This is a genomic window from Plantactinospora sp. WMMB782 (assembly GCF_049179135.1).
Lineage (GTDB): Bacteria > Actinomycetota > Actinomycetes > Mycobacteriales > Micromonosporaceae > Plantactinospora.
Map to the genome: position 1 here is coordinate 2223885 of NZ_JBMHMC010000007.1, position 22904 is coordinate 2246788.

A 22904-nucleotide genomic window follows, 5' to 3' on the forward strand; every position below is an offset into this window, starting at 1 on the left:
GACGACCCGCCGACTCGGGGGTGGCGGGCCGTGTACGGCTGACCGGAGACGGCGAGCGGGCCAGCCCCCGCGGTGGTTGCGGGGGCTGGCCCTCTCGGTGGTGTGGGTGTGGGTGTTGTCGGGTGGTGTTTATGCGGAGTAGCCGCGTTCGGTGGCCCAGTTGGCGAGGTTGATGGTGCTCATCCAGTACTGGGCCTGGTCCGGGTTGGCCGGGTCGGCGATCTTGACCTTGCGGCCGTGGTCGTCGTAGCCGACGACGGTCAGGTAGTGCCCACCCGGGTAGGAGTGGGACATGCCGTCGACGTCGGTGGCGGTGCCCTTGATGTTCATCACGACCGGGCGGTTGGCGTCGATGGCGTTGACGATGTCGACCTGGAGCCGGTCCATCTGTTCGGGCTTGGCGGTGCTGTCCGGGATCGCGACGGTGCGGTAGTCCTTGCCGCCGGTGCTGTTGAGGACCCGGGTGGTGTCCTCGGCCGAGTTGGTGCCGGCCTCGGTGGTGCCGAGTCGCTTGGCGACGTCGTCCTGGCTGGGGGTCTGGCCCTGGGCGGACAGTGCGATCCGGGTCGCGGCGGGGGCGCAGTAGTAGAAGTTCTCCTGCGCCTTGTACTGGTAGTCCAGGGACTTCGACGGTGCCCGCTTGTCGATCTCGCGGATGTCGTTGGTGACCGCGGCGGCGGTCGGGTTGCCGCCGGTCGGCGGGTTCTGCGTCGAGATGGCCGGGGCGGCGAACGCGCCGCCGACGACGGCGAGGCCGGCGATGCCGAGCGCGGTCTTGCGGATCGGGGTTTCGGTGATGGCCGGGAGCCACCGCTTGACGTTGGTCATGATGGTCACCTTCCATTTCCGGGGGTACGACGCCACCACCCGCCCGGGGGGGCGGGGTGGTGGGTCGGAAGAGGGAAAGAAACCCGAAGATCAGAAGTCTCTCGGGGGTGCCGGGGGATGTAACCACGCCCGGCGGCTACCCATTCCCCGGGCCACACCGGGGGGCCGGGGCTCGGGGTGCTGCTGCGGACGTACGCCGGGTATAACCATGGCCGCCGGCCCGATGTTCCGCCACCCGGCCCCGACCAGCCACCCGATCATGACCAAAAACCGGACACCCGGCTCAGGACCGGACGTCGTAGAACTCCCGGAGCAGGGCCAGCACGGCGGCCGGGTCCTCGACGTGGGCGTTGTGCCCCAGACCGGACAGGGTGTCCGACGGTACGCCGAACCGGGCCAGCTCGGCGGAACCGACCATCGGGTCGTGCTCGCCCCTGGCCAGGAGCACCGGCGCCGACGCCGCCGACAGCAGGCCGGCCATCTCCGGCGCTCCGACCCCGAACGCGCGCGGGTCCATCGCCAGCCGCCAGCGACCGTCCCCGGACGCGACGAGTCCGCCGTCGACCACCGGATCGTCCGGTTCGACGATCCCGACCAGCCCGGAGACCCGCAGGTGCCGCTGTGCCGCCTCGGCCCGGGAGTCGTACCAGCCGACCGGCCGGGCGGCCAGTGCGGCAGCCCGGCCCAGCTCGTCGGCAGTCCAGCCGACCTTCACACCCAGCCCGACAACCGCCTCGACCCCCCAGCCCGGACCGGTACCGCCCGGTTCCGCCGAGTCCGGACCGCGACCCCCCGGTTCCGCCGAGTCCGCACCGCGACCCGCCGGTTCCGTCGGCACCTGCCCGGCCAGTTCCGCCGACGCCTGCCCGGCCAGGGCAAGTCCGACTGCGCCGCCCAGCGAGTGCCCGAGCACCACCACCCGGTCACCGGGCACGAACAGCCCGGCCAGGGCGGCGGCGAAGGGGCCGAAGGAGTACCGGTCGAGCGGCGCCGAACCGCCGTGCCCGGGCAGGTCCGGCGCCAGCCAGCGACCCGGCCAGCGCTCGGCGAGCAGCTCCGCCCAGCCCCGCCACACGTCACCGGTCGCGCCCATCCCGTGCAACAGCAGCAGCAGCGGCTGGCCCGTACCCCCGCTGGCCGCGATCCGCAGCCCTCCGGCCGCCGCACCTCCACCCGCCATGTCGAGCAGTCTGCCACCGGCAGGTTGTCTTACCGTCCACTTAGCATGGCCGAATGCCGGATACTCCCTCAGGCGGGGCTGTCAACGGGGTCGGGATCGGGCCGGGTGCGGTGGCGGTGCTGACGCTGCCACGCGGCGGATACGGTGCCGCCCAGGTGGCCTCGGTCGGCGACGAAACGCTGCTGGTGTATGCCCTGGACTGGTATTCGGCCGAACGGCCGGCCCTGGCCGAGCTCGCCGGGTCCGGTCCGCTGCGGCTGCGGCACCACAGCCACGCCGGAGCGCTGGCGGCCGTCAACATACGGCGGGACGACCCCGTCCCGCTCGACTTCGACTGGCTCGGTGACCAGCCGCTCCGGCCGGGCGCACCCGAGACCTCGGCCAGCTATGCCAGCTGGTCCTACCTGCCTGAGCAGGTCTACCACCAGCGCCAGTGGGATCTGCGGTTGCCGGAGCGAGTCAAGGCGGACTACCGGGCGGCCCGGACCCGGGGCCAGGTCGAGGTCGACCTCGGCGGTGAGCCGGCGATGGTGGGCGCGGCCACGTCGAGCCTCGACCTCGCCGGCTCGGCCCTGCTTCCGGCGAGCGGCGACGTGCGCTGGGCGGGACTCGACGCGCTGCCCCGATGCACCACGCTGACCTGGCACGGCCCGGCACGCGGGTTGCCCGAGGCACTCGCGGCCCGGCCGATCGTCTCGAACCTGACCTGGCACGATCCCCCGGCCGAGATCGACCTGACGGCCAGCAACCTGACCAGGTTCATCCTTCGCGGCCCCGGTGTGCGGGTCCTGCGGCTGCCGCCCACCCTGCTGTACTGCGGACTCGTCGGCGGCTTGCCGGCCACCGTCGACACGGCCGAACGCGGACGGTGGATCGACCTGAGTGTCGAGCTTCCCGACACCCAGGTGCTGCTGCCTGCCGGGCTGCACGGCGTACGCCGCCTGGGTGTGCGCGCCGACGGGGTGGTCTCGGCAGCGTCGCTCGGCGCACTGGCCGAGCTGGAAACGCTCCGGTTGAGCTGGCGGAGGGCGCCCGGCCTGCTGGCCGACTCCGACCCGCTGGCAACGCTGTCTCGGCTCTACGCCGTCGAACTGCTCGACGGCTACGGCTGCGCCGCCGACACGCTGCCCGAACTGCCGGCCCTGTGCCATCTGGCGGTTGACGGGCTGCGCCGCTCGGCGGTCGCCGCGTTCCGGACCCGCTACCGGGACACCGGCGTCGAGCTGCTGCTCCGGGGGGCGAAGTCCGACGGGTGGCTGGAAGCGAACTTCAGCAACCCGTTCCGGGACTGGGTCGACGACGATCCGCGCGGCGGCACGGCCGCCTGCCGGGCGTACTCGATCGCGTTGCGGGCCGTCGACCGGCTGCCGACCGAGGGAGAGGCTCGGGTCCGGGCGGCCGAGCCGATCCTCCGGGCGCTGGTCGAGGCGCTCAACCGGATCGAGCAGCGCTACGAGATCATCGACACCGTCAACCGCGAACAGGCCGGGGACGCGTTCCTTGCCCTGGCGGACCGGGCCGGGGTTCCGGCGAGGCTCGCGGACGACTGGTTCGACGACTGGCGCGATTTCTGAGCCGCCGCCGCAGCGCTCTTCGCAGCGCGGTCGTCAGCCCGGCACGCCGGCCGCTCGTCAGCCCAGTGCGGCGGCCATCCGGCGGACCGCCTCGGTGACCAGTTCCGGCGAGGTCGCCAGGTTGAACCGGACATGCCCGGCGCCGTTGGTCCCGAAGGCCGGCCCGGGCACCAGGGCGACCCGGCCACGCTCCAGGAACACCTCGGCCGGGTCGGCGGGCGCCCCGGTGTCACCGGCCGGCAGGGCCAGGTCCCGGCAGTCCAGCCAGGCGAGATAGGTGCCCTCCGGCGGCCGGTACCGCACCTGCGGCAGGTGTTCGGCGACCAGGTCGCCGAGGAGCCGGCGGTTCTGGTCGAGCCCGGCCAGCAGTTCGTCGAGCCAGGGGCCGCTGTAGCGGAACGCGGCGGTGTGCGCGAGCACGCCGAGATGGCTGGCGCCGTCGCCGGCCACCTTCGGCATCCGGGCCAGGTCGTCGGCGGCCGCCGGCCCGGCGACCAGCAGCGCCGCCTTCACCCCGGCCAGGTTCCACGCCTTCGACGCGGAGTGCAGCGCGAGGCCGCGCCCGCTGCCGGGCATCGAGAGGTACGGCCGGAACGTCGCGCCCCGACAGACCAGCGGTGCGTGGATCTCGTCGGCCACCACACGTACGCCGTACCGGTCGGACAGCTCGATCACCATCGCGAGTTCGTCGGCGGTGTGCACGGTGCCGGTCGGGTTGTGCGGGCTGCACAGCAGGTAGGCGGCCTGCCGGCCACCGGCGACGGCTTCGGCGAAGGCGGCTGCCAGGGCGTCCGGGTCGAGCCGGTGATCCGGGCCGAGCGGCGCCTCCACCACCCGCCGGTCGGCACTTCTGATGAAGTCGTAGAACGGCGGATAGACCGGCGGGTTGATCACGACCGCGTCGCCGTACCCGGTGACCAGCCTGAGCGCCTCGACCACACCGAGCATCACGTCGGGGACCAGCCGGGTCTGCTCCGGCTTCGGTGCCCAGCCCCAGCGTTCCCGGGCGAATCCGGCGAGCGCCGAGGCATAGTCGGCGCCGCCCTGCGGGTAGCCGGTGTCGCCCAGCGCGACCGCGTCGGTCAACGCCCGCGCGACCGGCTCGGCGAGCGGCACGTCCATCTCGGCGACCCAGAGCGGCAGTACGTCCGGCGGGTACCGCCGCCACTTCTCGCTGCTGCGGCGCCGCAGGTCGGCCAGGGAGAGAGTCTGCAAGGGGTTGCCCACCAGGCCACGGTACTTGCCCACCCGCCCCACGGCTCTGCTCCAACCCTCCGGTCCGCCCCGGCTCTACTCCCCCGGCCCCTTTCGGCCCCGACCCGCCTCGGCCTGAACACCGCACCAGCCGGCCGCCCGCACCCTGCCCTGCTCGATCAGTCTGTCGCTCGCTCGGCCGGCCGGCCGACCCTCAGTGCGTCGGGGGCGGGACACTCTCGCGGGCAGACTGTCGAGCTGGGTGCACAGACGGGGCAGGCGTCGATCCGGAATGAATTCGCCGCGGCCGGGCCGGAACTGATCGGGCCGAATCTGGATCTGGATCTGGCGGCGGGAGCACAGGCGGGGCAGCTCGACAGTCTGCGCGGAAGGTAGTCGGTCCCCGCCGCCGCACCGGACCGGTCCGGACGTACGCCCACGTCCTCGGCCGGGTCCGGCCGCGTCTGCTGATCCCCCGCGCCCGCAGGTCAAGGCACCCGCAGGTCAAGGCACCCGCAGGTCAAGGCATCTGTACGGGATATGACCCCGGCCCGTACGGCATCGAACTCGGCTGTACCGGATAGGTGTCCCGGCGTTCGGCCTGGGCGAACCCGGCGGCCCGGCTGTTCACCTGCGGCCAGCCGCCGGCCTCGTGGAACAGCCGCAGTGCGGTCGCCACCACCTCGGCCAGGGACTCGTTGGCCTCGATCTCGATGGTGGCGCCCGGTGTGTCGATCCGGACCTTGGTCGGGTTGGCCGAGCCGTCACCGGACGACCTCGCCGCCGTCGAGCCGGCCGGCCCGGAGTCGGCCGGCCCGGAGTCGGCCGGCCCGAAGTCGGCCGATCCGGCTGCGGCGGTGGCCGGCGATGCCGGCGCGGCGGCGGGCGGGGCCGGCATCTCGGCGGTGCCCGGCAGGTCCGGCGTCTCCGGATTGGCCGGGACCTCCGGCGGTGAGGTCTCGGGGGCCGGCGAGGTCTCCGGCACGACCTCCGGGGCGATCTCCGGCGGTGCCGGCTGGGCGGGAACCGTACCGACGGAGGAGACGGATGGGGATGGTTCGGTCGTCACCACGTCATTGTCGGGTCCCGCCGCACCGGTCCGCCACGACCGTCCCGGCGTCCCAATCTGGCCGTCGGGCCCACTCAGCCGGCGACAAGTGCCGGCTCTCCGGCTCCGGACCGCTCCTGCTGCTGGTCGAACTGGGTCCGGTACAGCTCCGCGTAGCGGCCACCGGCGGCGAGCAGCTCGTCGTGGGTGCCGCGCTCCACGATCCGGCCCTCCTCGACCACCAGGATCTGGTCGGCGGCCCGTACGGTGGAGAGCCGGTGCGCGATCACCAGCGCCGTCCGGTCGGCCAGTGCCTCGCCGAGTGCCGCCTGCACCGCCGCCTCCGATGTGGAGTCGAGGTGCGCGGTCGCCTCGTCCAGGATCACCACCCGGGGGCGGGCCAGCAGCAGCCGGGCGATTGTCAGCCGCTGCCGCTCACCACCGGAGAGCCGGTAGCCGCGCTCGCCGACCACCGTGTCCAGCCCGTCGGGAAGGCTCTCGATCAGGTCGGCGAGCCGGGCCCGGCGCAGCACGTCCCACAGTTCGTCCTCGGTGGCGCCCGGCCGGGCCAGCAGTAGGTTGGCCCGGATCGTGTCGTGGAACAGGTGCCCGTCCTGGGTGACCAGGCCGAGCGTCTCCCGTACGGAGTCGGCGGTGAGGTCCCGGACGTCCCGCCCGGCCAGGCGTACGGCACCGGCGTCGGCGTCGTAGAGCCGGGGTACGAGCTGGGCGATCGTGGACTTGCCGGCTCCCGATGAGCCGACCAGGGCGACGAGTTGGCCCGGCTCGACCCGGAACGACACGTCGTGCAGCACGTCGACCCCGCCCCGGGTGTCCAGGGTGGCCACCTCCTCCAGCGAGGCCAGCGAGACCTTCTCCGCCGACGGGTAGCCGAAGGTCACCCCGTCCAGCTCGACCGAGACCGGCCCGTCCGGCACCCGCTCCGCGTCGGGCTTCTCGGTGATCAGCGGCTTGAGGTCGAGGATCTCGAAGACCCGCTCGAAGCTGACGAGTGCGCTCATCACCTCGACCCGGGCGCTGGCCAGGGCGGTCAGCGGGGCGTAGAGCCGGGTCAGCAGCAGGGCGAGCGCGACCACGGCGCCCGGTTCGAGCTGACCGCGCAGCGCGTAGAAGCCGCCGAGGCCGTACACCAGGGCGAGGGCCAGCGCCGAGACCAGGGTGAGCGAGGTGATGAAGACCGATTGCACCATCGCGGTGCGTACTCCGATGTCGCGGACCCGGCGGGCCCGGAGGGCGAACTCGGCCGACTCCTCCGCCGGCCGGCCGAAGAGCTTGACCAGGGTCGCTCCCGGCGCCGAGAAGCGCTCGGTCATCTGGGTGCTCATCGTCGCGTTGTGGTTGGCGGCCTCCCGCTCCAGCCGGGCCAGCCGGCTGCCCATCCGGCGGGCCGGCAGCACGAAGACCGGCAGCAGCACCAGCGCGAGCAGGGTGATCCGCCAGGAGATGCCGATCATCACGACCAGGGTGAGCAGCAGCATGACGAGGTTGCCGACCACTCCGGAGAGGGTGTCGGAGAAGGCCCGCTGCGCACCGATCACGTCGTTGTTGAGCCGGCTCACCAGGGCGCCCGTCCGGGTACGCGTGAAGAAGGCGACAGGCATCTGCTGCACGTGGTCGAAGACGGCGGTACGCAGGTCGAGGATCAGCCCCTCGCCGATGCTCGCCGAGAGATAGCGGTTGTAGAGCGCGAGCCCGGCCTCGACCAGCGCGACGACCCCGATCAGCACGGCGAGCCCGACCACCAGGTCGGTGCTGCCGTCGCCGACGATGCCGTCGACCACCCGCCCGGCCAGCACCGGCGTGGCCACCGCCAGCACCGCCATCACCACGCTGAGCAGCAGGTAGCAGGCGAGTCGTCGACGGTGCGGCCGGGCGAACCCGGCGATCCGGCGGAGCGTGGCCATCGAGAACGGGCGTCTGTCCTGCTGGGCGTGCATGGCGTGGTAGAGCGAGTTCCACGCCGTGACTTCCATGTCCATCGTGCTTGCTCCCCCTGTGGACGCCGAATCGACCGAACCATATCGGCGCCCACCGACATTAGGACCTCAAGCATTGTCGAGGTCAACCTCCGGCAGGGTCGTCGGACCGACCCGGGCCGGTGGCGGATGTGACAGACTCGCGACTCGTGCCACTCCGAATCCCCCGTCCCACCCGGTACGGCTGGCTCGCCGCCGGGCTGGGCCTGCTCGGGGTGCTCTGGCGGGTCTGGCTGACCGTGGCCGGCACGCCGCCGACGAACAGCGACGAGGCCACCATGGGGCTGGCCGCGCTGCACATCGCCCAGGGACGGGACCTGCCGGTCTTCTTCTACGGGCAGCACTACATGGGCACCATCGAGGCCTACCTGTCGGCGCCGCTCGTCGCGCTCGCCGGGCCGTCGGTGGCCGCGCTGCGGATTCCCACCCTGCTGCTCTACGCGCTCTTCCTGGTGCTGATGTACCTGCTGGTCCGGCGCGTCTTCACCGCCGGTCTGGCGGTGCTCACCGTCGGACTGCTGGCGCTGGGCTCGGACCGGGTCGTGAAGAACCAGTTGATCGCCGGTGGCGGCTATCCGGAGACCGCCCCGATGCTGGCCGGCCTCCTGCTGCTCACCTACCTGATCGTCACCCGCGCCACCACCCGCTGGTACGCCCTCACCGGCTGGGGCGTCCTGTTCGGGCTGGTCCTGTGGAACCACTGGCTGCCGGCGCCGTACCTGCTCGGGGCGCTGCTGGTGCTCGGCGCCGCCCGGGTGCCGACCCGGCGCACCGCCGGGCTGGTCGGGGCCGGACTGCTGGTCGGGGTGTTGCCGCTGGTCGTCGGGAACGTGCGGGCCGGCTGGGCCGACAACTCGGTCGCGGTGCTGTTCCGGCTCAGCGGCGCCGGCAGCGATGCCGGGCTGTGGGACCGGATCGTCGGCGGCACCTGGCTGGGCCTGCCGCTGGGCATGGGACTCTGCCGGCCGAGTGCCTGCGCCGGCTGGTCGCTCTGGTGGGGACCGGCCGTGCTGGTGCTGCTGGCCGCCGCCCTGGTGATCGCGGTACGCCAGCTCGGTACCCGTCCCGGGCCCGAGGGCGGTGCGGACCGGGCGCGGGCGGCGATCTGGCTGGTACTTGCCGGTGCCGGCCTGCTCACCGTGCTCAGCTACGTACGCAGCCCGTCGGCCGCCGACACGCCGGTGGAGAGTTCCCGCTACCTGTCGGTACTGCTGGTCTCGCTTCCGGTGGCGCTCTGGCCGCTCTACCGGCTGGTCCGGGCCGGCGGCCGTCGGGCGGTGCCGGCGGCGGTGCCGATCGCCGCCCTCGCGCTCACCATGCTCGCCGCCACGGTCAGCCTGACCGGCGCCGTCGGCGGATACCGGGCGGACCGGGCGGAGAAGTCGGCGGTACTCGCGGCACTGCGCGAACGCGGGCTGAGCTACGTGCACGGCGGCTACTGGACCTGCAACTGGATCAGCTACCTGAGCGGGGAACGGGTCACCTGCGGCGTCGTCGACGACCGGCTGGGCCGGGGACTCAACCGGTACCCCGGTCACTGGCGCCCGACGGCGCAGGCCGTACTGGCACCGGTCGGCTCGCCGCTCGACACCGAACTGGCCCGGCGGCTGCCCGGCACCACCCCGCAGACCGTCGGCGGCTACCACCTCTATCCACCGCCGCCCCCGGCCTCCTGAACGCCGGGCCGCGCGACAGACGCCGACGGGCCGAACGGCGACGGGCCGCCCGCGCATCGCGGGCGGCCCGTCGTGGTTCGATCGGCCAGCCGGTCGTACCGGCCCGGCCGGTCAGGGTCAGGCGGCGGCCAGGGCCGGGCCGTCGGCGGTGTCGAGCAGCCCGGCGTCGTCCGCCGGCCGCAACGCCAGCGCCAGTACGTCCGCCACGTCGGCCAGGGTGTGCACGGTAAGTGCCTCCCGGACCTCGGTGGGCAGGTCGTCCAGGTCCGGCTCGTTGCGGGCCGGGATGATCACCTCGGTCAGTCCCGCCCGGTGCGCGGCGAGCAGCTTCTGCTTCACCCCACCGATCGGCAGCACCCGGCCGGAGAGGGTCACCTCGCCGGTCATCCCGAACTCGGGGCGTACCGGCCGGCCGCTGGCCAGCGAGGCCAGCGCGGTGACCATCGTGACGCCGGCGCTCGGTCCGTCCTTGGGCACCGCACCCGCCGGTACGTGCAGGTGGATCCGCCGCCCGGCCAGCGCGTTCGGGTCCAGCCCCAGCGCCCGGCCGTTCGACCGGAGGTAGGAGAGGGCGATGTGCGCCGACTCCTTCATCACGTCGCCGAGCTGCCCGGTCAGGGTCAGCCCCGGCTCGCCCTCCATGCTGGTCGCCTCGATGAAGAGCACGTCACCGCCGGCACCGGTCACCGCCAGCCCGGTCGCCACCCCGGGCACCGCCGTCCGCTCCGCCGACTCCGGCGTGAACTTCGGCCGCCCCAGATAGCTGGTCAGGTTGCCGGTGTCGACCCGTACCGGGCCGTCGGTCGAGGCCAGCGCGACCGCGACCTTGCGGAGGATCTTCGCCAGTGCGCGTTCGAGCTGGCGTACCCCGGCCTCCCGGGTGTGCTCGGCGGCGATCCGACCCAGTGCCGCGTCGGAGACGCTCACCTCCTCGGCGGTCAGTCCGGCCCGCTCGATCTGCCGGGGCAGCAGGTGGTCCCGGGCGATCGCGACCTTCTCCTCCTCGGTGTAGCCGTCCAGCGTCACCAGCTCCATCCGGTCCAGCAGCGGGCCGGGGATCGCCTCCACCACGTTGGCGGTGGCCAGGAAGAGCACGTCGGACAGGTCGAGGTCGACCTCCAGGTAGTGGTCCCGGAAGGTGTGGTTCTGTGCCGGGTCCAGCACCTCCAGCAGGGCGGCCGCCGGGTCACCGGCGTAGCCCGCGGAGATCTTGTCGACCTCGTCGAGCAGTACCACCGGGTTCATCGAGCCGGCCTCGCGCAGCGCCCGGACGATCCGGCCGGGCAGCGCGCCGACGTACGTCCGGCGGTGGCCGCGGATCTCGGCCTCGTCCCGGATGCCGCCGAGGGATACCCGGACGAACTTCCGGCCCAGCGCGCGGGCGACCGACTCGCCGAGGCTGGTCTTGCCGACCCCGGGCGGGCCGCCGAGGGCCAGCACGGCGCCGGAGCCACGGCCGCCGACGACCTGGAGGTTGCGGGCCGCCCGCCGGTTGCGCACGGCCAGGTACTCCAGGATCCGGTCCTTCACGTCGGCCAGGCCGGCGTGGTCGGCGTCGAGCACCTCGCGGGCCTGCACCAGGTCGGTGTTGTCCTCGGTACGCGTGGTCCACGGCATCTCCAGCACCGTGTCCAGCCAGGTGCGGATCCAGCCCGCCTCCGGGGAGGCGTCGCTGGCCCGTTCCAGCTTGCCGACCTCGCGCAGTGCCGCCTCGCGTACCTTCTCGGGCAGTTCGGCGGACTCGACCCGCGAGCGGTAGTCGGCGGAGCCGTCCGGCTCGTCCACGCCCAGTTCCTTGCGGATCGCGGCGAGCTGCTGGCGGAGCAGGAACTCCCGCTGGGACTTCTCCAGACCCTCCCGCACGTCGGAGTTGATCTGCTCGGTGACCTCCTGCTCGGCCAGGTACGCCTTGACCCAGCCGACCAGCAGTTCGAGCCGGGCGGTCACGTCCGGCGCGGCGAGCAGTTCGATCTTCTGTTCCAGGGTGAGCCACGGCGCGTAGCCGGCCGAGTCGGCCAGTTCGGCCAGGTCGGTCATCCGCTCGACGGCGTCGACGACCTGCCAGGCGCCGCGCTGTTGCAGCAGTGACGTCACGAGTGCCCGGTATTCCCGGGCGAGTTCCTTGGCCCGGCCGGCGGGTGCCGGCTCGGTGATCCCGACCGTCTCGACCCAGAGCGCCGCGCCGGGTCCGGGGACGCCGGAGCCGATCCGGGCCCGGGACTCGCCGCGCACCACGGCGGCGGGTTCGCCGCTGGGCAGCCGGCCGACCTTCTCGATCGTGGCGATCACGCCGATGGAGCCGTACTCCCCGTCGACCCGGGGCACGGCCAGCAGCTTCTTGTCGCCGGTGGCCCGGGCGGCGTCCACCGCGGCCTGGGTGGTCGCGTCCAGGGTCACCGGGATGACCATGCCGGGCAGCAGGACAGCGTCGGTCAAGGGAAGAACCGGAAGAGTTGCCATCACACACCTGCCATCGATTAGTTGAGCTTGTACGACTCAAGTAACAAATGATGCCCCGTGTTCCGGCTTGTGACCCAGCCCACTGCGCCGGGTCGGATCGTCAGCCCGTCGGGGCACCGGACGGCGGCGTGCGAACCTCAGGAGGATGTGGTTCCGGCCAGCGGCGGCGGCACGTAGAGACCGAGGCGCAGCGCGGTCACCGCGGCGAGGGTACGGGTCGGACTGTCCAGTTTCCGTAATATGTGTTCGATATGCGCGGCAATCGTCCGTTGGGTGATCACCAACTGGTGGGCCATCTGCTGATTCGACCAGCCGTCGACCAGCAGCCCGAGGATCTCCAGCTCGCGCCGCGTCAGGCCGCGCAGGTCGCCGGGATGCGACGCCAGCACTATCGCCACCAGATGCGCCGGCACCGACGACGGGCAGGGCAGCACGGTGACCCGGACGTGCCCCACCAGCCCCTGCGCCGTCCGGTACGGACAGAGGTACGAGGTGTGTGCGGCACCGTCGACCAGGCTGGCGACCGCCACCGCGAGCACCGTCGAGTCGGCCCGGAGGACCGGATGCTCGCCCAGGCCGGGCAGTGGCAGTACCTCGCCGCCGCGGGTCAGCACCACTCCGGCGGTGGCGTCGGCGACGATCCGGGACAGGTTGACGATCGAGCGCATCGGGTCGACGGCGTCGGCGATGGCCGGGATGAGCAGCCCGAGTACGTCCCGCGCGGCATCGTCCGGATGTGCCGGGTCGTCGGTGTTCAACGTGATCATGCCCAGGTGCCGTCCGTCGGACGTGAACAGCGGTATCCCCGCGCCCTCCCGGAACCCCGCCGGCTCCAGGTGCTCCGCCCAGACCCGCACCTCGGACGGTGGCACCGGCAGGTCACGTACCCGTAGCGGCGGCCCGGTCCGGTCCAGACCGATCAACTCGATGTCCTGGTAGAACTCTGGCCCGCCCATGAAGGCGACGACGGACTCCGGATAGCCGTACTCGCAGAGCGCGGCAAACGTCCGCAGTTCCGGATCGAGCACATGCATCGCGACGGCGCTGTACGGCGTCACCCGGCGCAGTACGGCGAACAGCTCCGGCAGCCGGTCCCTGGCGTCCCCGGGCAGCGCCGCGATCCGCCGGACCTCGCCGACGACCTCGACCGCACCCCGAGGCGGCTCGACCATCCCACGTGCCCACACAGCCACTCCATTCGCCTGGTCGGTACCTTCCGAGTGGCAGTCCGGTCCCTCTCCATCGGCCGTCACCGCGTCAGCGCGGTTACCTAGCCAAACGGTGCGCGCGACACCAGGGAAACGCCGGTCCGCGACGTCTTGGATGAAACTTCCGCGATCCGCCCGCTCAGCCCAGCAGCACCGATCCGGTCCGGTGCGGCACGAACCAGCCCCGGCGGGCCGCCCGCAGCAGGGCGACGTGCCGGTCCGGGGCGCCGAGCGCGACGACCGTCCGGGCCACCGTGTCGGCAACCGTGCTCAGCGGCAGGTCGAGACCGACCGCGACCCGCTCCTCGGTCCAGCCGGCCAGCAGCAGGCCGAGCAGCACCAGTTCACGCCGGTTCAGCACAGCCCAACCGGCCGGCAGCGGAGCGAGCAACGCCAGCCCGAACAGCGGGGCCGGCGCGGCGGCGCAGCCGAGCAGCACCACCCGGAGAAACTCGTCGGCGGTCGCCGGGGCGTCCCGCCCGGATGCGGTGCGCCGCTGCCGGACCGGCCAGAGGAACGAGACCGATCCCTCGGTCCGGGGCGCCAGTTCGTCGATCACCGGAAGCAGGGGCGAGCCGACCGCCAGCAGCGGGTGCCCGGGAAGGCCGCAGAGCGGGAACGGATCGCCGGTGTGCGTCAGCACCACCCCGGCGACGGCGTCGTGCACGACCCGGGCCAGCACCGACAGCGACCGCAACGGGTCGATGGTCGCGGCGATCCGGGGCGTCAGCAGCCCGATCAGGTCCCGCTCCCCGTCGGTGGGGTGGTCGGCGTCCTCGGTGCAGAGCGCGAGCATGCCGATGTGCCGGCGGTCCTGGCTGAACAGGCCGACCGCCAGCCCTTCGCGGAAGCCGGCCGGCATGTAGTACTCGCTCCAGATCGGATATTCGACCGCGGGCATCGGATGGTCCCGGGCGCACTGCGGAACGGGCGACTCGGTCAGACCCGCATGCTCGGCCTGCTCCATCGTCTCCCGGCTGCGGAAGTAGTCCCGGATCCGTTCCGGGTAGCCGGTGCAGACCACCTCGACGAACCGGTGGCTCCGCTCGTCGGCCAGGGACAACCAGGCCGCGTCGTAGGGCAACACCCGGCGCAGCAGGGACATCCACTGGGCCGGTCGGTCGGCTCCGACCGGACTCGCGGCGATCGCCGCCGCCTCCTGGAAGATCCTGGACAGCGAGGGGCCTCGGGTCATCTGGCGCTCCGGTTCGTCTGGCGCTCCGTCAGTGAGCGTGGCACATACAGGCCGAGCCGGAACGCGCGTACCGCGGCCAGGGTGCGGGAGGGCGCCGCCAGTTTCGCCAGGACGTGTTCGACGTGTGCGGCGACCGTCCGGTGGGCGATCACCAGATTGTCGGCTATCCGCTGGTTGGACCAGCCCTCGATCAACATGCCGAGGATCTCCAGCTCTCTGCGGGTCAGCCCGTGCAGGTCGCCCGGAGGCGAGACCAGCACCACGGCACGCAGGTACGCCGGCACGTGGTCCGGGCAGGCCAGCACGCTGATCCGCAGGAGGTCGCGGTACGGCGCTCCCGAGTGGTCGGGGCAGAGGAAGGCGGCGTGCGGCTCTCCCTCGGCCAGGCTGCCGGCCGCCGCGTGCAACACGGGTGAGCCGGGCCGGAGTACCGGGTGGTCCGGCAGGCCCGCCAACTCGACCGCGTTGCCCGCACGGGTCAGCACCACCCCGGCCGTCGCGTTGGCGACGATCCTGGCCAGGGCGGCGACCGAGCGCATCGGGTCGACCACCTCGCCGATCACCGGGGCGAGCAGGCCGAGGAAGTCCCGGGCGGCGTCGGTCGGGTGCTCGGTCGCCTCGGTGTGCAGGGCCAGTACACCGATGTGCCGGTCGGTCGGGCCGAACAGGGGCACCCCGATGCCCTCGTTGAACCCGGCCGGGGCGAAGTGCTCGCTCCAGGAGTACAGCTCGGCCACCGGGACCGGCGACTCCCGGACCCGCAGCGGCGGCCCGTCCCGGTCCAGCCCGAGGAGTTCCACCTCCTCGTACTGCCGTGGGCCGAGCAGGTGCGTCATGGTCGCCTGGTCGTAGCCGACCGCGCCGACCGTGTCGAACCTGAGCCGCTCCGGATCCACCACCTGCACGATCGCGGCTTCGTACGGGACCAGTCGGCGCAGCACGCCGAAGAGTTCCGCCACCCGCTCCGTCACGGCTACCGGTGCCGCCGCCAGTCGCTCGACCTCGGCGGCGATTTCCGCGGCGTGCGGCGGCAGATCGGCCATTGGTCAACGTCCCGGAGTAACGGCGGAGATGCGGGTCGGGTCCTTTCCTCGAATCGGCAGTCCTGTCAATCGACAGCGCGGGGACAGGTGCGATTACCTAGGTAAACGCCACCGGGCGTCACAGGACACGCGGCGCCCGGCCGGCGGAACCGGCTCGGCGGTGGGCGATGGCCGGACGGCCGATGGTCGTGGGGAGCGCGCACGCTCCGGCGCGCTCCCCACCCGGCCGGACAGGTCGTTCCGTCCCCGCCGGTCCGGGGCGGCCTGCCGGGCCGCCCGTCAGTTGGGTTGGCAGATCTGCCCGTTCAGCGCGAAACCGCTCGGCGCGACGCTTCCGCTCGCCACGTACCCGATGGTCAGCGTCCCGCCCGGCGCGATCACCGCGTTCCAGTGCAGGTTGCCGGCGGTGACCACGCCGCCGGTGTGGCTGACAAGTGTCGCGTTCCAGATCGCGGCGATCCGCTGCGCGTTCGGCAGCGCCCAGGTCAGGGTCCAGCCGTCGACAGTGGTCGAGCCGACGTTGCGGACCGTTATCCGGACCTCCGCGCCCCGGCGCTGGGCGTGGGCGGCGCAGGCCGGCACCGGCCCGGTGGTCACGGCGACCTGGTTGGAGAGCGCGGAGGTGTTGCCGGCCTCGTCCACCGCCCGCACCGCGAACCGGTACCCGGTGCGCGGCGACAGGCCGGTGACCGTGAACGCGGTGCTCGGGCCGACGGGCGGCATCAGGAACACCCGCCCCACCACGCTGCCGCCGCCGTCCGGGGCGACGGCGAGCACCTCGTACCAGGCCAGCACCACGTTGTCGGTGGACGGGTTCCAGCGCAGGGCCACGGTGGTCTCGCCGACCCCGGTCACGGCGAGCGACGTGGGTGCGCTCGGCGGCTGGCTGTCCCCCGGCGGCATCGTGTAGCGAAGCGACGGCGGCGCCGTCGACCGGTTGCCGGCCGCGTCCACCGCCCAGACCCCGAAGGTGTACGTCCGGGACGGCAGCATCCGGTCGAGCACGATCCGGTTGGTGGGGGTGCGGTGCAGCATCGCGACATCGGTGAAGATCTGCGATACGTGGTATTCCAGCACCCCGACGTTGTCCGTGGACGGCGTCCAGGTCAGTTCGACGGTGTCGGCGGTGGCGCCGACCACCGTGATCGCACCGGGTGCGCTGGGCGGCTCGGTGTCCTCGGCCACGGCCTGCGCGGCGGTGGCGCCGCTGCCGGCCACCAGGGCGGCGACGAGGACGGGCAGCATCAGGGTACGGGCCCAGTGGCGGATCGGTCGGTACGGGCGACTGCGCACGGGATTCCTCGCTCTCGACTTCTGGTGCCGGGGGGCGTACCAGCACCAATACATTCATCGTGAACGATGGAAGTCCACTGGCGGAACCACCGCCCGGCCAGTACCGCGCCGGGCCCGGGTCGTTGACGGGCTTCGTGGCCGTGAGTACCCTCACACGTCATACGAAAGACATTCAACCATGTCAACTCATAGATTCAGGCCGGACAGCGCGCGGCGTGCCGACGGGGCCACGTCGCGCGGGGTTCGGCCGGTCTGCCGTTCCAGTGATCCACCGCGGTCGCTGTTTCGGTGATCCACTGCGGTCGCTCCGGGCCGCCGGACCGCACACCACCGTTTGGAGGGCCGCGTGAAACGCGTCATCACCACCACCACAGCCGTCGTCGCCGCAGCCACGCTCCTGCTTTCCGGCTGCTCCGGAGGATCGGGCGACGACTCCGGGAACGGGTTCGAGTTCTGGTCGTTCACCCAGATCAACCAGAAGCTCGACGTCGAGAACTACAAGAAGAAGCATCCGGACGTCGACATCAAGCTCACCGAGGTGGGCAGCACGACCGAGACGGCCCAGGCCCTCACCGCGGCGCTGGCCGGCGGCAAGGTGCCCGACCTCGTGCTGATCCAGGGTGACGACCTGCCGAAGTTCATGCAGTCCCCGGACAATTTCGTGGACCTGACCACGCTCGGCGCCGACAAAATCAAGGGCGACTACCTCGACTGGGTGATGAAGCAGTCGACCACCGAGGACGGCAAGATCATCGGAGTACCGACGGATGTCGGCGGGATGGCGATCGCGTACCGCACGGACCTGTTCAAGGCCGCCGGTCTGCCCACCGACCGGGAGCAGGTCTCCAAGCTGTGGCCGACCTGGGACGCGTTCACGGAAATCGGCAAGCAGTACGTCCAGGCCACCGGCAAGCCGTTCCTGGACAACACTCCGACGAGCATCTTCTACCAGGCGGTCAACCAGGGCACGGAGCGCTACTACGACGCGAACCGCCAACTGTCGTACGACAAGAACCCACAGGTCAAGGCGGCGTTCGACCTGACGCTCAAGGTCGCCGCGGCGGGCATCTCCGCCAAGCAGTCCTCGTTCTCGACCGGCTGGACCGCGGGCATGACCAAGGGTGACTTCGCCGTCGTCTCCGCGCCGGCGTGGATGCTCAACAACATCCGCACCAACGCCCCCGACACCGCCGGCAAGTGGGACATCGCCACCGTCCCCGGCGGCTCGGGGAACTGGGGCGGCAGCTACCTGGCCATTCCCAAGCGGGCCAAGAACCCGAAGGCGGCCTGGAACTACATCGCCGAGATGCAGTCGCCGGCCGGTCAGCTGGAGAACTTCCTGATGAAGGGGAACCTGCCGACGACACCGTCGGTCTACACCGATCCGCAGCTCGTCGGACGGGAGGAGCCGTTCTTCTCCAACGCACCGATCGGCAAGATCTACACCCAGTCCGTCGTGAACCTCAAGCCGTTCTACATCGGCCCCGACGACGCCACCATCGGCAGCGAGCTGCTGAACGCGCTGACCAGCGTCGAGCAGGGCAAGGTCGCCCCCGCCGACGCGTGGAACACCGCCCTGAAGAACGTCAAGAACGCCCTGGGCGGCTGAACGGACGACTGATGTGCGGCGGCCGGCGACGACCCCCGGCCGCCGCACGTCGGGAAGGTGACCTGTGACCACCACGCTCAGCCCGGCCCCGGCCCCGGCCCCGAAGACCAGCACCCGGCCCACCCGGTACCGACACATCCAGCAGGGCGTACGCGAGCGACTGGCGCCGTACGCCTTCGTGGCGCCCTTCTTCCTGCTCTTCCTCGTCTTCGGCCTCTTCCCACTGCTGTTCACGTTCTATGTCGCGCTGTTCGAATGGGACCCGATCGGCGAGCGGAACTTCGTGGGGCTGGCCAACTTCTCCCAGCTCGTGCAGGACCCGAGGTTCTGGGGCGCGCTGCGCAACACGTTCAGCATCTGGGTGCTGTCGACCGTCCCGCAGCTGCTTATCGCGCTCGGCCTGGCACACCTGCTCAACAACGTACGGCTGCGCGCGGCGACGTTCTTCCGGATGGCGGTGCTGGTCCCGTACGTCACCTCGGTCGCGGCGACGACGATCGTCTTCGCCCAGCTCTTCGACCGCGACTACGGCATGCTCAACTGGTTCCTGGAGCTGCTGGGCTTCGAGCACGTCGACTTCACCGCGTCGGTCTGGGGCAGCCACTTCATGATCGCCGTGATGGTCGCCTGGCGGTGGACCGGTTACAACACCCTGCTCTATCTGGCCTCGCTCCAGGCGGTCCCCCGCGAGCTGTACGAGGCCGCCGCCGCGGACGGCGCCACCGGCTGGCAGCAGTTCCGGCACATCACCATCCCGTCGCTGCGGCCGATCATCGTCTTCACCGTCGTCACCTCGACGATCGGCGGGTTGCAGATCTTCACCGAGCCGCTGCTGGTCAACCCGGTGGGTGGACTCACCTGCGGGGCGGCCCGGCAGTGCCAGACGCTCACCCTGTTCCTCTACGAGCAGGCCTTCGGCCGGTTCCACTTCGGCTACGGCGCCGCCATCGCCGTGGCGCTCTTCGTGATGGTCGTGCTCTTCTCTACGATCAACTATCTGCTGGTCACCCGTGTCCGCCCGGAGCGCCCATGAACCCCGCATCTCCGACCAGCACCAGTTCCCCGACCAGCACCGGGCGGGCGCCCCGCCGCCAGCGCGGTGCCCACCGGATCTCGTTCGGGGTGTACGCGCTGCTCGGCGCGATGGTGTTCGTCAGCCTCTTCCCGCTGTACTGGATGTTCGTGGTGGCCACGACGGACTCGGCCACCGCGTACAGCCTGCCGCCGCGCGTCGTGCCCGGCGGCAACTTCTTCTACCTGGCGGACCTGGTCTTCGAGATCGTGCCGTTCGTGCAGGCGCTGGTGAACAGCGTCGTCGTCTCCACCTCGATCGGCGTGGGCCAGGCGGTACTCTGCGCGCTGGCCGGCTTCGCCTTCTCGAAGCTGCACTTCCGGGGCCGCAACACGCTCTTCCTGGTCGTCGTGTTGACGATGACCGTGCCGGCCCAGCTGTCCATCATCCCGCAGTACCTGATCATGTCGAAGCTGAACTGGGTGGACACCCTGCAGGCCCTGATCGTTCCCGGGCTGGTGAGCGCGTTCGGCATCTTCTGGATGCGTCAGCACATGGTCGGCACCCTGGACGACGAGCTGCTGCATGCCGCCCGGGTGGACGGCGCGACGACCTGGCAGATCTTCTGGCGGATCGCCTTCCCGCTGGTCCGCCCGGCAGCACTGGTGCTGGGACTGTTCGGCTTCGTCTACTCCTGGAACGACTTCCTGTGGCCGTTCATCGTGCTGAAGTCGCCGGAGAACTACACCGTGCAGATCGCCATCAAGGCGCTGCAGAACAGCCGGGACATCGACCTCGGCCTGGCCATGTCGGGCTCGTTCCTGGCCACGCTGCCGCTGCTGGTGCTCTTCGTCTTCGTCGGCCGACGCCTGGTGCAGGGCATCATGGAAGGCGCCTTCAAGGGCTGAGCCGGCGACACCGGCGTCCACAGTAGGCGCAGCGGCAGGCGGTCCGGGCCGGGTTCTGCCCGCCCGGACCGCCCCGTCGGCCGCCACGATCACCCGCTGGCCCTCCCGGACAGTCAGGCCAGCGGTCTCCCAGGGCAGCGGCCGTGCGTCGAACCGGTCCCGCTCGGGCGGTTCGGATCCGGTGACCAGAATCCGGCCGGCGGTGCCCCAGCGAACGGTCAGCTCCTGGGTGAACTGCGGCGCCTCGCCGTACAACTGGTGCACTGTCTTCAAGGGCTGATCGGGTAACCCGGTGCCCTCGAGTTCTTGAGCTGGCGATCTCCTGGCGTCAGGCCGGGTGCGGGGTAGGGATATTCGCCGGGGAGACTGTCGAGCTGCCCCGCTTGTGCGCCCACCCTGCCGGGCTGCCCGAACCCTGGTCCCGCCCACCCGTCGACCCGAACCGCACGCGGCACACCGGTCGGCAACCCCGGGCTTCGTGCCCCGCCTGTGCACCCAGCTCGACAGTCTCCGCGCCGGCTCCCCCGCTCCGCCGGCGGGTCGCTCATCTGGTTGGCCGGCCGTCCGCCCAGCGACGCCGGTCCCACTTCACAGCGCCTCGCTGACCCGGCCCACCCCGCTCACCTGGACACCAGAGGCGTCAACAGCAACGGGTAACGCCTCTGGTGTCCAGGTGAGCGGAAGCGAGAGCTGCGAGTAGGCGGGGCGAGACAGGTGGACGGAAGCGAGAGCTGCGAGTGGATGGGGGCGAGAGCTGTGGGTGGGCGGGGGTCAGTCGGTGGTTACGTCGCGGTGGATGGCGAGGGCGGCGGCGAGCAGGGCGAGCAGGGTCCAGGCGGCGGCGACGAGCAGGCTGGTGCGGTCGCCGCCGGCCGCGCCCAGGAAGGACGAGAACGGCAGCGGGGCGGTCAGCCGGCCGAGCAGCCCCTCGACGAAGACGAACCAGCCGGCGTACCCGAGGAAGAGCCAGGTGGGGCGGCGCAGCACGGCCGCGTTGGCCGCGCCGAAGACCGCCAGCAGCGGCACCACGGTCAGGGTGTTCCGGTACTGCGTCAGGTCGCCCTTGGCCAGCACCGTCACCCCGCTGACGGCGGCGAACGCCAGCGCCACGACGATGCCGGCGAGCAGCTGGCCGAGCAGGGTCGTCAGCCGGTTCGGCCGGGCCAGGTAGAGGAGCACTGCGGTGCGGTGCTGGAAGTGCTGGCTCACGCCGAGTACACCGAACCCGAAGGCGCCCATCCCGGCCAGCAGCGCCCAGGCGTCGACGTTCACCGCCCCGAAGAGGGCACCCAGCACGCCGAAGACCGCGATCGAAACCCAACTCGACCGGATCGTGGCCATCCGGTACAGCTCACTGCGGACCAGGGCGATCATCCGGCGGTCGCCAGGTCGAGGAAGATCTGTTCGAGGTTCGGGGCGTCGCTGGCCAGCTCGTAGATCGGTACCCGGGCGTGGAAGGCGATCTCACCGGCGTCCTCCGGGGACAGGCCGACCACCTCCAGCGCGTACCCGTCCGAGCTGACCCGGCCGCCGGCCCGCTCGAACGCCTGCCACAGCCGCCCCGGGTCACGTCCCCGGATCCGCAGCCGGCGGGTGGTGCCGCCGTACAGCTCGGCGAGCGGGGCGGCGCAGCGGACCCGGCCGTTGGCGACGATCACCACGTCGTCGATGAGCTGGGCCAGCTCGGCGAGCAGGTGGCTGGAGATCAGCACCGTTCCGCCGGAGCGGGCGTGCTCGCGCAGCAGCTCACGCAGCCAGGCCATGCCCTCCGGGTCGAGGCCGTTCGCCGGCTCGTCCAGGATCAGCACCGGTGGGCTGCCCAGCAGCGCGGTCGCCACCGCCAGCCGCTGCCGCATCCCCAGCGAGTAGTCGCCGGTACGCTGCCCGGCGGCGTGCCCGAGCCCGACGTACTCGATGAGTTCGTCGACCCGGGACCGGCCGGCGCCGGCCAGGATCGCCTGGCTGACCAGATGCGCCCGGCCGGTCTGGCCGGGATGGCTGATCCCCTGTTCGAGGACGGCACCGACCCGGCGGAGCGGATGCTTGAGATCGCGGAAGCGCCGCCTGTCGATCAGCGCCCGGCCGGCGGTCGGCCGGGTCAGCCCGAGCAGCATCCGCAGCGTGGTGGTCTTGCCCGACCCGTTCAGCCCGAGGAACCCGGTGACCCGGCCCGGCACGGCCGAGAAGGTCACCTCGTCCACCGCCCGGACCCGGCGGTACTGCTTCGTCAGTGCGATGGCCTCGATCATCCGGGCCATTGTCACCCAGCGAGGGCGGACCAGCCGACCCCGTACCGTGCGGCGGGTGCGGGTCAGACGCGCCGGAGTTCGCCGGTCTCGTCGAGTTCGCGGATTCCGGCGGCCCGACCGAACTCCGGCTCCACCATCTCGGCGAAGACCGGCGGGACCGGGCGGCCGGTCGCCGCGTACAGCCGTTTGATCGCCGCACCCGGGCGCCGGATGTCGTCGAGCATCCCCGGGTTGATCCGGTCGAACTCCGCCTCGATCAGCCGGGTGGCCGTCTCGCCCACCGTCTCGTTCCGGGCGGTGGCGAGCATGACCAGCAGCTCGTGCAGCTCACCGTCGATGACAAGTGCCCGCTCCCCGTCGTCCATGGCCTCACGCTAAGCCCGGCCGGGCGGGCGGGAGGACTGATCGACCGAGCTGGCGACCGGCGGGA

General features: G+C 71.8%; 18 protein-coding genes. 5 read left to right on the forward strand and 13 right to left on the reverse strand.

All coding sequences use genetic code 11. From position 1 onward, the window contains the following. Nucleotides 1–129: 129 nt before the first annotated feature. Both ACN28A_RS12210 and ACN28A_RS12215 read right to left on the reverse strand, forming a co-directional pair. Nucleotides 130–828, reverse strand: a complete 699-nt coding sequence (locus tag ACN28A_RS12210) for a C39 family peptidase (RefSeq protein ID WP_421392611.1) — start codon at nt 826–828, stop codon at nt 130–132. A gap of 283 nt (nt 829–1111) precedes the next feature. Further along, on the reverse strand, nt 1112–2008 hold the full coding sequence (locus ACN28A_RS12215; protein WP_421395120.1) for an alpha/beta fold hydrolase: 897 nt from the start codon (nt 2006–2008) through the stop codon (nt 1112–1114). 53 nt (nt 2009–2061) lie between these two features. Between ACN28A_RS12215 and ACN28A_RS12220 the strand changes: the two genes are divergently transcribed. Then, nucleotides 2062–3582, forward strand: coding sequence for a hypothetical protein (locus ACN28A_RS12220; RefSeq protein WP_421395122.1), 1521 nt, complete (start codon nt 2062–2064; stop codon nt 3580–3582). Nucleotides 3583–3639: 57 nt separating this feature from the next. Here the strand turns inward: ACN28A_RS12220 and ACN28A_RS12225 are convergent, their stop codons facing one another. From ACN28A_RS12225 to ACN28A_RS12235, 3 genes are all read right to left on the reverse strand, one after another. Beyond that, nucleotides 3640–4809 carry a MalY/PatB family protein gene (locus ACN28A_RS12225; RefSeq protein ID WP_421395123.1) on the reverse strand — a complete coding sequence of 390 codons (1170 nt, stop codon included), beginning with the start codon at nt 4807–4809 and terminating at the stop codon, nt 3640–3642. Between the two features lie 487 nt (nt 4810–5296). Continuing rightward, nucleotides 5297–5845: a hypothetical protein gene (locus tag ACN28A_RS12230; RefSeq protein WP_421395124.1), complete on the reverse strand. Its 549-nt coding sequence runs from the start codon at nt 5843–5845 to the stop codon at nt 5297–5299. 74 nt (nt 5846–5919) lie between these two features. Continuing rightward, nucleotides 5920–7824 carry an ABC transporter ATP-binding protein gene (locus tag ACN28A_RS12235; RefSeq protein WP_421395126.1) on the reverse strand — a complete coding sequence of 635 codons (1905 nt, stop codon included), beginning with the start codon at nt 7822–7824 and terminating at the stop codon, nt 5920–5922. A gap of 146 nt (nt 7825–7970) precedes the next feature. Between ACN28A_RS12235 and ACN28A_RS12240 the strand changes: the two genes are divergently transcribed. Beyond that, complete coding sequence (locus ACN28A_RS12240; RefSeq protein ID WP_421395128.1) at nt 7971–9497, forward strand: hypothetical protein; 1527 nt, start codon at nt 7971–7973, stop codon at nt 9495–9497. Nucleotides 9498–9614: 117 nt separating this feature from the next. On the opposite strand, the gene lon is transcribed toward ACN28A_RS12240, so the two are convergent. The 5 genes from lon to ACN28A_RS12265 form a co-directional block, all read right to left on the reverse strand. Further along, nucleotides 9615–11957, reverse strand: a complete 2343-nt coding sequence (gene lon, locus ACN28A_RS12245; protein WP_421395129.1) for an endopeptidase La — start codon at nt 11955–11957, stop codon at nt 9615–9617. A 137-nt stretch (nt 11958–12094) separates the two neighbouring features. After that, nucleotides 12095–13144 (reverse strand): LuxR C-terminal-related transcriptional regulator, encoded by a 1050-nt coding sequence (locus tag ACN28A_RS12250; RefSeq protein WP_421395130.1) that lies wholly within the window; start codon nt 13142–13144, stop codon nt 12095–12097. A gap of 160 nt (nt 13145–13304) precedes the next feature. Beyond that, nucleotides 13305–14360, reverse strand: a complete 1056-nt coding sequence (locus tag ACN28A_RS12255; RefSeq protein ID WP_421395132.1) for a hypothetical protein — start codon at nt 14358–14360, stop codon at nt 13305–13307. After that, a complete protein-coding gene (locus tag ACN28A_RS12260) occupies nt 14357–15403 on the reverse strand; it encodes a response regulator transcription factor (protein ID WP_421395133.1) in 1047 nt (348 codons plus the stop codon). Before ACN28A_RS12260 ends, ACN28A_RS12255 begins: the two co-directional genes overlap by 4 nt. Before the next feature lie 279 nt (nt 15404–15682). Next, nucleotides 15683–16696, reverse strand: a complete 1014-nt coding sequence (locus tag ACN28A_RS12265) for a fibronectin type III domain-containing protein (protein WP_421395135.1) — start codon at nt 16694–16696, stop codon at nt 15683–15685. 346 nt (nt 16697–17042) lie between these two features. Between ACN28A_RS12265 and ACN28A_RS12270 the strand changes: the two genes are divergently transcribed. The 3 genes from ACN28A_RS12270 (at nt 17043) to ACN28A_RS12280 (ending at nt 20225) form a co-directional block, all read left to right on the forward strand. After that, nucleotides 17043–18305 (forward strand): ABC transporter substrate-binding protein, encoded by a 1263-nt coding sequence (locus ACN28A_RS12270; RefSeq protein ID WP_421395136.1) that lies wholly within the window; start codon nt 17043–17045, stop codon nt 18303–18305. 64 nt (nt 18306–18369) lie between these two features. Next, entirely contained in the window at nt 18370–19338 is a 969-nt protein-coding gene (locus tag ACN28A_RS12275) for a carbohydrate ABC transporter permease (protein WP_421395137.1), read from the forward strand. Next, nucleotides 19335–20225 (forward strand): carbohydrate ABC transporter permease, encoded by an 891-nt coding sequence (locus tag ACN28A_RS12280; protein ID WP_421395138.1) that lies wholly within the window; start codon nt 19335–19337, stop codon nt 20223–20225. Before ACN28A_RS12275 ends, ACN28A_RS12280 begins: the two co-directional genes overlap by 4 nt. Before the next feature lie 771 nt (nt 20226–20996). On the opposite strand, the gene ACN28A_RS12285 is transcribed toward ACN28A_RS12280, so the two are convergent. The 3 genes from ACN28A_RS12285 to ACN28A_RS12295 form a co-directional block, all read right to left on the reverse strand. Next, the gene (locus ACN28A_RS12285) at nt 20997–21599 is read right to left on the reverse strand and encodes a hypothetical protein (protein ID WP_421395139.1); all 603 of its coding nucleotides are present in this window, start codon (nt 21597–21599) and stop codon (nt 20997–20999) included. Then, nucleotides 21596–22474 carry an ABC transporter ATP-binding protein gene (locus tag ACN28A_RS12290; RefSeq protein WP_421395140.1) on the reverse strand — a complete coding sequence of 293 codons (879 nt, stop codon included), beginning with the start codon at nt 22472–22474 and terminating at the stop codon, nt 21596–21598. The genes ACN28A_RS12285 and ACN28A_RS12290 overlap by 4 nt, the downstream gene beginning before the upstream one ends. A gap of 62 nt (nt 22475–22536) precedes the next feature. Further along, the gene (locus ACN28A_RS12295; protein WP_421395142.1) at nt 22537–22839 is read right to left on the reverse strand and encodes a hypothetical protein; all 303 of its coding nucleotides are present in this window, start codon (nt 22837–22839) and stop codon (nt 22537–22539) included. Between the last annotated feature and the right edge of the window lie 65 nt (nt 22840–22904).